The organism is Burkholderia sp. Ac-20349 (assembly GCF_017104865.1).
Classification (GTDB): Bacteria; Pseudomonadota; Gammaproteobacteria; order Burkholderiales; family Burkholderiaceae; genus Burkholderia; species Burkholderia aenigmatica.
In genome coordinates this window covers 1-11,007 of the sequence record NZ_JAAGPM010000199.1, presented here as the reverse complement: position 1 = coordinate 11,007, position 11,007 = coordinate 1, and the positions used below count along the sequence as shown (strand labels likewise).

Annotated in this window: 8 protein-coding genes and 1 pseudogene; 3 read left to right on the top strand and 6 right to left on the bottom strand. The window is 63.3% G+C overall.

The genetic code is table 11. From position 1 onward, the window contains the following. Positions 1–915 precede the first annotated feature (915 nt). On the top strand, positions 916–1,752 hold the full coding sequence (locus G3N61_RS35725; RefSeq protein ID WP_011353825.1) for a bifunctional allantoicase/(S)-ureidoglycine aminohydrolase: 837 nt from the start codon (positions 916–918) through the stop codon (positions 1,750–1,752). A 231-nt stretch (positions 1,753–1,983) separates the two neighbouring features. Here G3N61_RS35725 and G3N61_RS35720 read toward each other — a convergent pair whose 3' ends face one another. From G3N61_RS35720 to G3N61_RS35710, 3 genes are all read right to left on the bottom strand, one after another. After that, entirely contained in the window at positions 1,984–3,132 is a 1,149-nt protein-coding gene (locus tag G3N61_RS35720; protein ID WP_205824712.1) for a hypothetical protein, read from the bottom strand. 231 nt (positions 3,133–3,363) lie between these two features. Then, the gene (locus G3N61_RS35715; protein ID WP_205824711.1) at positions 3,364–4,326 is read right to left on the bottom strand and encodes a hypothetical protein; all 963 of its coding nucleotides are present in this window, start codon (positions 4,324–4,326) and stop codon (positions 3,364–3,366) included. Between the two features lie 611 nt (positions 4,327–4,937). After that, positions 4,938–5,732: an aminoglycoside phosphotransferase family protein gene (locus tag G3N61_RS35710; protein ID WP_205824710.1), complete on the bottom strand. Its 795-nt coding sequence runs from the start codon at positions 5,730–5,732 to the stop codon at positions 4,938–4,940. Positions 5,733–5,970: 238 nt separating this feature from the next. On the opposite strand from G3N61_RS35710, the gene G3N61_RS35705 reads away from it, so the two are divergent. Continuing rightward, positions 5,971–8,094, top strand: a complete 2,124-nt coding sequence (locus tag G3N61_RS35705; RefSeq protein ID WP_205824709.1) for a PBP1A family penicillin-binding protein — start codon at positions 5,971–5,973, stop codon at positions 8,092–8,094. A gap of 8 nt (positions 8,095–8,102) precedes the next feature. Further along, the gene (locus G3N61_RS35700) at positions 8,103–8,714 is read left to right on the top strand and encodes a trimeric intracellular cation channel family protein (RefSeq protein WP_205824708.1); all 612 of its coding nucleotides are present in this window, start codon (positions 8,103–8,105) and stop codon (positions 8,712–8,714) included. Positions 8,715–8,802: 88 nt separating this feature from the next. On the opposite strand, the gene G3N61_RS35695 is transcribed toward G3N61_RS35700, so the two are convergent. The 3 genes and pseudogenes from G3N61_RS35695 to G3N61_RS35685 all read right to left on the bottom strand — a co-directional run. Beyond that, positions 8,803–9,189, bottom strand: a complete 387-nt coding sequence (locus G3N61_RS35695; protein ID WP_205824707.1) for a VOC family protein — start codon at positions 9,187–9,189, stop codon at positions 8,803–8,805. A 111-nt stretch (positions 9,190–9,300) separates the two neighbouring features. After that, positions 9,301–10,122: a heme ABC transporter ATP-binding protein gene (locus G3N61_RS35690; protein ID WP_205824706.1), complete on the bottom strand. Its 822-nt coding sequence runs from the start codon at positions 10,120–10,122 to the stop codon at positions 9,301–9,303. 19 nt (positions 10,123–10,141) lie between these two features. Continuing rightward, a pseudogene (locus G3N61_RS35685) lies at positions 10,142–10,891 on the bottom strand (iron ABC transporter permease); the annotation flags it as partial. Between the last annotated feature and the right edge of the window lie 116 nt (positions 10,892–11,007).

The following is an 11,007-nucleotide window of genomic DNA, read 5'->3' as shown; positions in this document are numbered from 1 at the left end:
TGTGTGCTGACATCATTTATACAACCGTCCGCGGACCACAAGCATCACAGCGGCGAGCAACACGCTTTCCCTACGCGACGCTCGTCCGATCGACGGCGTCGGCACCCGACGCGAGATTCGGCCCGGCGGCCTGCCGGGCCGCTATCGCCGGCCAGACCGGCGAACACTTTCCGGCTTCATTAGCCGCCGCCAGATGCCCGATCGACGGGCCGGCAAGTTTCCCTCCTCGCTGTCATTCCCCGTTTCCCGACTACACCGCCTCTCGCGACTGATTGCGTCCGGGCAGCGTCGACACCGTTCGCGTTTCGTTCGATTCCCGTTGGCCCGTTCCGGCCTGATGGCGACTCATGTTCGGCGTGGTACACCTTGCTGCCGTGCGCGTGTCGTGGTTTTCCAATCTGCGTAACCAGATGTATCGCGACCCGCGTGCGCGACCGGCATGACTGCGGTTGCTCGCTTGCGCTTCTAGCGTCCCGGCCGACGTGCGCGTGGCCGCGCCCGTCAGGATTTCCCTGATAGCCAGACCGTCGCGCCACGCTTCCTCACCGCGTATCGCGGGTGCCCGCCGGTAGTGGGAAATCGAATGGAATCCATCGCAACATTTAATTGGTCGATTGCGAACGACTTCGCTATCGTCGGCAAGGCTCGCGTACGGCATCGCACCGTGCCGCTGGCCGCGCCTCGCCGCATGATCGCGAGCGCCGCGGCCCGGCCGCCGGCTCCACAAGCATGGGCCGCCGCGTCCGATGAACCGGACGAACCCGTCGCGAAGCCTGGCCGACCGAACGAAGGCGCATGCGCCTTCAAGCCACCCCGGCAACGATGTCCCGCCGCCGCATGCGTGCCCCACGCGCGTACGTGCCGCCCGATGCCGTTTGCGTCCGGGGCCGGACCAACCCATTGCCTGGATGCACTATGTCTAAGACAACGTATTACGCGCCGCATGGCGGCCACCCGCCGCAGACCGATCTGCTGACCGATCGCGCGATGTTCACCGAAGCGTACGCGGTGATCCCGAAGGGTGTGATGCGCGACATCGTCACGAGCTGGCTGCCGTTCTGGACGAACACGCGCCTGTGGGTGATCGCCCGCCCGCTGTCGGGTTTCGCGGAAACCTTCTCGCAGTACATCGTCGAAGTGAACCCGGGCGGCGGCAGCGACAAGCCCGAGCAGGACAAGAACGCCGAAGCCGTGCTGTTCGTCGTCGAAGGTGAAGCCGAGCTGACGCTGCAAGGCAAGAAGCACGTGCTGAAGCCGGGCGGCTACGCGTTCATTCCGCCGGGCGCGGACTGGACGCTGCACAACGTCAGCGATGCCGCGGTGCGTTTCCACTGGGTGCGCAAGCATTACCAGGCCGTCGACGGCATTCCGCTGCCGGAAGCCTTCGTGACCAACGAGCAGGACGTCGAGCCGATCCCGATGCCCGGCACCAACGGTGCATGGGTGACGACGCGCTTCGTCGACATGAGCGACATGCGCCACGACATGCACGTGAATATCGTGACGTTCGAGCCGGGCGGTGTGATTCCGTTTGCTGAAACGCACGTGATGGAGCACGGGTTGTATGTGCTCGAAGGGAAGGCTGTTTATCGACTGAATCAGGATTGGGTCGAGGTGGAAGCGGGCGATTTCATGTGGCTGCGCGCGTTCTGCCCGCAGGCATGCTATTCGGGTGGCCCTGGCCGCTTCCGTTACCTGCTGTACAAGGATGTGAACCGTCACATGAACCTGTTGCTGAACCCGGCGCGTTAAGCGTTGAGGAAGCAGTTGGATGTGAAAGCCCGCCGGGGGAATGCCGGCGGGTTTTTTTTTGGGGATTGCCGTGAATTTGCGTGCCGACACACTCAGACCCTTCGACCCGGCGTGACCGCGACGACAGCACTAAAGGTGCACAGGCACTCGTTGTACTCACAAGGCCTGTTCAAATGCCCCCGATCTTTCCGCATCGGATTTTTTGAGACTTGCGCCATTAGTTCAATCAGGTTAATTGGCAACTGTTCCCGTGCGTCTTACATCCCAGAAAAGTGGCTTCCAATTGACGGTTCGCTCTTTCAGAGTGACTTTTCCTGATAACCACATCAAAGGCAGAACCGGCTTAGGAATGCTTGTGGCGAACACTACCGTTGACGCGAAGCGGCTGGCACCAAGCTCCCATTTTCTGATGTCATCGTCCGCGATGTCGGCATATGCCACTTGCGCTTCACTCTGCTCTGTAGTGTTGGGCCGCGTCTTCTTTCGACGTAGAAACGGCAATACAAGTTGCCTGCCAATTTCTGAGCAAATGGAAATTGCCTCATCACGTTCCTGTCCCCATCCAACATCCTCACGAAATGCATATGGTTCCACGGCCGTATCGAGCAGTTTCCGGATGAAGTCATCGTCCTCTGTCAGTATTCTCGTTACCTCGCTCTCAACGCTGGGACGGAGAAATCGGAAGTGGTAGCCAGTGGAAGCTGCGCTAAACTGCACGCGACTGGATCGTTCTCGCCGGGCGAAGAGCCTTGCAGCTATCAACCCCGAATCGCTTGTTGCGCCATACCGAAAGTGCAATTGGAGTGAGCCTTGGCGAAATGGCTCTGACGCGTGAATAGTCTTCAGACGTCGAACAAGCTCGACTCCGCTCCAGAGACCGTCTTCAAAGACGAAGACAACGTCCTTATCCATCTCCGTTAGTCGATCTATCGAGTTAAGGTCAACCGCGAACACATCCTTGGACGGGTAGTAATGTTCGAGTATGTTTTTTATCGATAACGAGCTACTACCTGCTTCGTCATCTTTTATATACGCGTAGCCTACACGCAAGCCAACAATTTGATCGCGTGAGACAGAGAAGGCATCGCGGAGCTCTCTTTCTGTAATGACGCGCAACCCTTTTAAGAGCTGTCGTCCAATATTTGAAAAACCTAATTCGCCAAACTGTTGCACCCACTGTTTCGGTGTTGTAAGCCCCAGCGTGGATTTCTGCCATTCGTCGTGTGAAAAGTCCTCCCAATGCAGTCTTCTGGCTCGCAGTTCCTCCCCGAGTACTTTACACATGGTGACAACTGTATTCGTCTCTCGTAGTGGAATTTCCTCTTCTTTGAGGCGCTGAAGGTCCACAGCTAGATGTGGTAACGCCAGTACGTTACGCACACGCTGTTCCGCGTACTCCGAAATAATATTGTAGGTGTTATCATAGATAACGCTCGTAAGGTCCTCGCACGCGTCGCGTCGTTCTGGCAATACGCGTATCTCGAATGCAGTGCTCCACCCCGAGCATCCGAGTTGCGACATCGTATTGGTAACATCGTCTAGAAATCTACGGCTCACTAGGACGAGCGTCTTGTCGCGCTCGGCATACGCATAACGATCGGCCACGGCGACTTATCTGTTCCGAGGTAGTTGATTGATGATGTCCCAAAATACACCGGCAGGTAATCTCAATTCCCGTAGATCGGATATGGGTAGCGACGCTATTACGTCTGCGACAGCAGAACGAAATTCTTCTTCCGAAGAGGACTCCGATGTCGCTCGAATGTTCAATGCCGGGCTTGCGTGTCTCGATGAATTACTTTCTTTTTCTGTGGGCTTTATATGACTTATCGTCTCTGCCCTCGCTGCCGACTGTGCGCGACGCAAGAGCCTCGCCAATTCATCGCTGCGTCGTTGTTCGACTTGCCTCGCACTGAGACGAGCGACAAACAAGTCAATGATCTTCTCGACGCGGAATATCGCCCAATTTCTGTAGTGCTCTGCGCCCAGTCGCTTTACTGCCTGTGACCACTCGGAGAATGGTGCACGTGCATTGGGAATTAATACCCCGGGAGCGCTAAGCTTGTCGGAAAGATTCTGTGTATATTGCGCCCTAATTGCATCTAGTTCTTCGCGCGTTGCACTGTTAATCTCTCTCGATCTTTGGTCGAGACTGGGTGTGTCAACAACTTCAATAAATGGAGCAGTGTCGGTCAGGACGATCGTTGCCGACGAGTGTGAACGAACAAAAGTAGTCCACAGCCTTGCAGAATCCACGTCACTGAGCGTTGGCTCGTGTGGAGTTTTCTCATTTTTCCCAATGGTGTAAATCGGATCCGAGCCACTCTTTCCGCCGCGGCTTAACACATCTCCCAAATGCTGGTCCACGAAGCGGCTTAGTGCACCCGGGCCACTCGGAATGCCAACAACTTGACGAATATTCACGTCTGGAGCATTTTTCTTGATAAGATCCCACAACTTCGCGCCAGTGATAGTCTGCTGGTCGGATTTATTAAGAGAGTCCCTGATATTTTCCAGATCTCGGGCGAAGCCGACGTCAGTCATATAGTCCCCAAAATGATAAAGGCCCATCATGTGACGGGCCTTTAATACTTCAAGAAATTTCTGATGCTTTAAATTTTCAAAAAAGCATGTAACTTAGATCTACTTTTGTGGACAAATTGCCAGTACAGGTGTCCGGCCTATACCGCGATACCAAGTCAGCAGAAGGTCCGATGGCCATCCAGTGCAATTTTCCTCCTGAAGAGTCGGGTCACGCAACATGTGGCGGCCTCCGACCCCGCACTGCGCCGTCATTTTATACCGCATTTGAATTCTACGCAAGCATTGAGTCGCCACCCGAGCAGCGCGGGCTCGCAAGCCGGCTGTTCGGTCATCAAAGGTAGATCAATCTAGCGTGCTCCGGCGCAACCACTCTTGGGGAAAGCGCGTGGTCTTGATTGTAACGGTCCCATTTATTGATCCGCCGCTAACCGAGGCCTCGTAGGCACCGATGCAAAAATGTTGGCAATGGCAGATGACGTGGCGATTAGCGTCAGCCTACTTCGGCCTGTTGTGTAGGCGGAGGCGTCGTTCGAATGTCCTCTGGAACGTGTAGCTAAATGGAGAGCGGGCTGAAAACTGCCGGTCTTCCCGCATTCCGTAGGTATTTGCGATGAACCTGTTTTCATGAGCGATGCATATTTCTATTGGTCGTGCGCAGTCGCCGCGAGCGCAGCGACCTGCAACCGCGTATCGGGCAGCAGCCCGTCCTCGATCAGCCACACCGCCGACAAGCCCGACCACGCGAGAATCCATTGCAGCAGCCGACGTCGGCCGAGCTTCGCCTTATCGGCGACGAGCGTAACGCGCTGCTCGAAGCGCACAGAATCGACCGCAAGATCGTGCGAGGGATTGCAGAACAGGTTCGCGTAGTCGAACGCGCGATCACCGCGCAGCCCTTTCGGATCGATCGCGCGCCAGCCGCGTTCGCCGAAGTGGAGGATGTTGCCGTGATGGATATCGCCGTGCAGGACGACTTCGTCGACAGGCGGCCCGGCCAGCAATTGGCGCGCGACCGTAGCCGCGCGACGAAGCACGTCGCTGCCTGAGGTATCCGACAGCAGCGCACGGAACCAGTCGTGCAGCGGCACGACCGAGGGCGGCTCCGGCGCACGATGCGCATGCAGCCGCGCCACGACATCACACGCGATCCGCATCGCATCATCGTCGCGCCCCGATGCCGAAAAACCGGCCAGCGTCGGCACCGGCCGCGCCCGTTCGAGCAGCACCGCATCGCCGTCGTGCTGCCACACCTGCGCCGCGCCTTGCCCGTTCCACCAGGTCATCAGCGCATTGCCGCGACGCTCTTCGTCACACGTGGCGATCTTCAACATCGCCGGCCGCGATTGCCAGACGACCGGCAGCAGGCCGCCGCTCGCGGTCAGGATCGGGTTGCCGTCGGGAGCGAGGCCCCACAGGCCGAGATATCGATCGAACATCACGCGATCCTACAGGCGAACCGGATCGTGTGCAGCGTGGTTCTTCCAACAGTGCGTCAAGCGGTCGCAGGTGTGCCACGAACGGCCCAGGCCCCCTTTCCTAAATAAAATTTAGCCAGCCAAACTTTGGCTAAAGAATGTTCCGGTTTCGCGCCATCCCTTCGACAATGCGCGCCTTTCGTGACTGGTCGGTGCCTCCCGCGCACCGGCCGTCGCAGCATCGAAGAAGGAGCCCGACATGACCGACCACACCGCATCCCCGCCACCACCACCCGCGTCGCCGCCACGCCGCCGCCGCGTGTGGCGCACGCTCGCGGGCGCGCTGCTCGGCCTGACGGTCGCGTGCGTGGGTATCGGCGCATGGACGATCCAGCGCATCTGGACGCAACTGCCGTCCGTCGAGCACCTCGCCGTCTATCGCCCGGCGCTGCCGCTGCGGATCTTCTCGCGCGACGGCGACCTGCTGGCCGAATACGGCGTCGAGCGCCGTGAGTTCGTGCCGCTCGAACGCATCCCGCCGCTGATGCGGCAGGCGCTGCTCGCGGCCGAGGATGCGAAGTTCTACCAGCACGGCGCGGTCGATTTCAGTGGCCTCGCGCGCGCGACGTTCGCGAACGTCGTGACGGGGCAACCCGGGCAGGGCGGCAGCACGATCACGATGCAGGTCGCGCGCAACTTCTACCTGACGCGCGACAAGGTGCTGAGCCGCAAGCTCGCCGAGATCCTGATGGCGACCAAGCTCGAACGCGAATACAGCAAGGACAAGCTGCTCGAGCTGTACATGAACGAAATCTATCTGGGCGAGCGCGCGTACGGTTTCGCGGCGGCCGCGAACGTGTATTTCGGCAAGCCGCTCGACGCGCTGAGCGCAGGCGAGGCGGCCGTGCTCGCGGGGCTGCCGAAGGCGCCGTCCGCGTTCAACCCGGTCGTCAATCCGGCGCGCGCGACCGCGCGGCGCAATTACGTGCTCGGCCGCATGCATGCGCTCGGCCAGCTCGACGACGCGACGTACCGCGCGGCCGTCGACGCGCCGATCGCGCTGGCGACCACACCGCCGCCCGGGATCATCGCGGCGCCGTACGTCGCCGAGCGCGCGCGCCGGATGATGGTCGAACGCTTTCACGACGACGCCTATACGCTCGGCCTCGACGTGACGACGACGATCTCGATGCGCGACCAGCGCGCGGCGGAAGCGTCGCTCGAACGCACGCTGAGCCGTCAGCAGCGCGCGAAGCGCGATGCGCGCAACGGGCTCGAAGGCGCACTCGTGTCGCTCGACGCGGCAACGGGCGACATGCTCGCGCTCGTCGGCGGTGCGGATTTCAACCGCAACGTGTTCGACCATGCGCTGCAGGCGTATCGCCAGCCGGGCTCGAGCTTCAAGCCGTTCGTGTATTCGGCGGCGCTGGAAAAGGGCTACTTCCCGGGCGTGCTCGTCGACGATACGCAGCGCACGCTCACGCACGAGGAAACCGGCGCGCGGCCGTGGCGCCCGCGCAATTTCGCCAACAACTACGAGGGCTTCATCCCGGTGCGGCGCGGGCTCATGCGCTCGAAGAACCTGGTCGCGGTCAGCCTGATGCAGGCGACCGACGCGCGCTACGTGCAGCAGCACGCGGTGCACTTCGGCTTCGACGCGCAGCGCAATCCGGCGTCGCTGCCGCTCGCGCTCGGCGCGGGCGCCGTGACGCCGCTCGAACTGGCAAGCGCGTACAGCGTGTTCGCGAACGGCGGCACGCGGATGGTGCCGCGCCTGATCCTGTCGGTGAAGCAGCGTCATGGCGGTGCGATGTACGAGGCCACGGCACCCGCCGGCGAGCGCGTCGTGTCGGCGCGCAATGCATTCATGATGGACAGCATGCTGCGTGACGTCGTGAAGTCCGGCACCGCACGCGGTGCGCTCGCGCTGCGCCGCGACGACGCGGCCGGCAAGACGGGCACGTCGAACGGGTCGAAGGACGTGTGGTTCGCCGGCTACTCGTCGGGCATCGTCGCGGTCGCGTGGCTCGGCTACGACACGCCGCGCCCGATGGGGCGCGCGACCGGCGCATCGCTGGCGCTGCCGGTCTGGCTCGACTACATGAAGACGGCCGTCGACGGGCGTACGTCGGTCGAGGCGACGCCGCCGCAGGACGTCGCGCTCGTCGACGGCGACTTCGTCTACGCCGAATACACGCGCGGCACGTGCACGGCCGATGTGCCGTCGTACATCCGCAGCCGCTTCGCGTGCGGCGGGGCGGCGGTGGCGGCTGGTGCGTCCGGCACGCCGGGCGACCATGGCAAGCCCGCCGAGCCGATGCCTGCCGCGATCGATGCGGCCGAGCGCGAGCGCGTGCTCGACCTGTTCCGGACGGATGACTGACGCACACCATGCATACGCTTTATCTGATTGCGATCGTCGCGGAAGCGATGTCGGGGGCGCTGATGGGCATGCGCCGCGGGATGGACCGTTTCGGGCTCGCGCTCGTCGGCGCGGTGACGGCGCTCGGCGGCGGCACCGTGCGCGACGTGCTGCTCGGCCACTATCCGCTCGGCTGGATCGCGCATCCCGAGTACCTGGTGATCACGCTCGTCGCGGCGACCGTCGCGTCGTGGGTCGCACGGCATGTCGCGCGAATGAAGACGCTGTTCGTCACCGTCGACGCGATCGGCCTCGCGGCATTTACGATCATCGGCTGCGACATCGGCGCGTCAACCGGCACCGCGCCGATCATCGTCGTGCTGGCCGGCGCGATCACGGGCGTCTGCGGCGGGATGCTGCGCGACCTGCTGTGCAACGAGATGCCGCTGATCCTGCGCGAGGAACTGTATGCGAGCGTCGCGTTCGTCACGGGCGCGCTCTATGTCGGGATGCAGCACCTTGGCGTCGATGCCGGGGTCGCGACGGTGGTCGCGCTTGTCGCGGGGTTCGCGATGCGGATGTTCGCGGTGCGGCTGGGCTGGAAGATGCGCACGTTCGGCGTGGCCGACGTCGAGCATTGAGCAGGGAGGCTCGCCACCCGCGCGGCGGGTGGGGGCGCGAGCGATGCCGGCCCGGGCGTTCGGGTGAGCGCCCGGGCCGAACCGACCGTCAGTCGGCCTGCATCACCTGGAAGACGTTGCCTTCCGGATCGATGCCGTCGTACATCGTGTACGCGAACCCGTCATAGCGCTTGAGATCGCGCACCGTCACGCCGCTGCTGGCCAGCCGGTCGCGATGCGCGCCGATATCCTGGCCGATCGAGAACACGAACTTCACGTGGCTCGCTTCCGCGCGCGTCTCCGCGTGAGCGGGCGCCGCGTGGCGGAACGCCGGGCCGGCGAGATGCAGCGCGAGCTCGATGGCGCCTGCGCCGAGCACGACCCACTCGTGTTCGATTTCCTCGACGACGGGCAGATCGAAATACTGCTGGTAGAACGTCTTGAGCGATGCGACGTCCTGGACGTACAGGATGATGCGGGTCATCGGAAGCGGCATGGGGGTCTCCTTGAAGGGGATGCGCGAAGCGCGATTGATGCTGCGTGAACGTGCTGCTATCGGTAAGACCAGACATCGAGCGGTGCAACAGTCGTGCGGCGCAGGCCCGCGCTATGCAGGCACCATCACCGGCGGCGCGCCGTCGCCGGTGTCCACCATCTTCACCGCGAATCCGTAGCACTGCGCGATGTGGGCCGGCGTCATCACGTCGCGCGGCGTGCCGTGCGCGACGATCGTGCCGTCGGCGAGCATCGCGATCGTATCCGCGTGCCGCGCGGCGAGATTCGGATCGTGCACGATCGCGAGCACGCCGAGCTGCCATTCGCGCGCAACGGCGCGCACGGTATCGAGCAGGCGGTGCTGGTGCGCGAGATCGAGCGCGGCGGTCGGCTCGTCGAGCAGCAGGTAGCGCGGGCCGTTTTCCGTTGCGTCGTCGTCCGGCCATAGCTGCGCGAGCACGCGGGCGAACTGCACGCGCGCAAGTTCGCCGCCCGACAGCGTCGTCACGTCGCGGCCGACGAGCGCATCGGCGCCCGCGCGTTCGAGTGCCCGCCACGCGATGTCGCGATCGCGGTGCGACGTCGCGCCGCTGCGCCGCGCATGCGGATAGCGGCCGAGCAGCACGATTTCGTCGACGCTGAACGGGAACGCCGGCTGCGCGGCCTGCGGCAGCACCGCGCGCAGGCACGCGAGCCGCGGTGCATCGATGTGCGCAAGCGGTTCGCCGTTCAGCGTGATGTCGCCGGTCACGCGCACGCCGTTCGGCGCGACGCCGCCGGTCAGCTCGCCGGCAAAGGTCTTCAGCAGCGTGCTCTTGCCCGCGCCGTTGCGACCGAGCAGCGCGGTCACGCGGCCGGGTTCGATCGACAGCGACAGGTCGCGCAGGATCGCGTGGTGTCGACGGGCGACGTCGAGGTGATGGGCGGTCAGCATGGTCGTCGTGAGGGAAGGGTTAGCCGCCGAGTGCGCCGCGGCTCTTCCACAGCAGTACGAGAAAGAACGGCGCGCCGAGCAGCGCCGTCAGCACGCCGAGCGGAATTTCAGCGGGTGCGGCAACGGTGCGCGCGGCGAGATCGGCAGCGAGCGTCAGCAGTGCGCCGAGCAGCGCGGCGCCGGGCAGCACGACCCGCTGGTCGGGGCCGCACGCGAGGCGCACGCAGTGCGGCGCGACGAGCCCGATGAAGCCGATGATGCCCGCGCACGACACCAGCGCGCCGACTGCGAGCGCGACCGCGATGAGCACGCGCCGCTTCAGCCGCTGCACCGGTACGCCGAGGTGCAGCGCCTCGGTTTCGCCGAGCTGCAGTGCATTCAGCGAGTTTCGTTCGCGTGCGAGCAGCACGCAGCCGATCGCGACACACGGCGCGACGGCTGCCAGCGCGGACCATTGCGCGCCGCCGAGGCTGCCGAGGCTCCAGAAGGTCAGCGAGCGCAATTGTGCGTCGTCGGCGACGAACGTGAGGAGCCCGATCGCCGCACCGACCAGCGCGTTGATCGCGATGCCGGCGAGCAGCAGCAGCGGTAGCGCGAGCCGGCCGCGCGACGCAGCGAGCCGGTAGACGAGCGCCGCGACCGCGAGCGCGCCCGCGAATGCGGCGACGGGCAATGCGGCCGCGCTCACGTACGCGGAAAAGAGTGCGGGGCCGAGCACGATCATCGTCGTTGCACCGAGCGCGGCGCCGCTCGACACGCCGACGCGAACAGCTACATTGCCTACGCGAACGCGGCATTCATCCAGGTCAGCGGATTTTCCCCCGAAGAGATCGAAGGCCAGCCGCACAACGTGGTACGGCACCCGGACATGCCGAAGGAGGCGTT

Excerpts from the sequence above, each read along its gene's own strand:
- G3N61_RS35715 (WP_205824711.1), bottom strand. The coding sequence starts at position 4,326 with ATGATGGGCCTTTATCATTTTGGGGACTATATGACTGACGTCGGCTTC.
- G3N61_RS35705 (WP_205824709.1), top strand. The coding sequence starts at position 5,971 with ATGACCGACCACACCGCATCCCCGCCACCACCACCCGCGTCGCCGCCA.
- G3N61_RS35695 (WP_205824707.1), bottom strand. The coding sequence starts at position 9,189 with ATGCCGCTTCCGATGACCCGCATCATCCTGTACGTCCAGGACGTCGCA.
- G3N61_RS35690 (WP_205824706.1), bottom strand. The coding sequence starts at position 10,122 with ATGCTGACCGCCCATCACCTCGACGTCGCCCGTCGACACCACGCGATC.
- G3N61_RS35725 (WP_011353825.1), top strand. The coding sequence starts at position 916 with ATGTCTAAGACAACGTATTACGCGCCGCATGGCGGCCACCCGCCGCAG.
- G3N61_RS35700 (WP_205824708.1), top strand. The coding sequence starts at position 8,103 with ATGCATACGCTTTATCTGATTGCGATCGTCGCGGAAGCGATGTCGGGG.
- G3N61_RS35710 (WP_205824710.1), bottom strand. The coding sequence starts at position 5,732 with ATGTTCGATCGATATCTCGGCCTGTGGGGCCTCGCTCCCGACGGCAAC.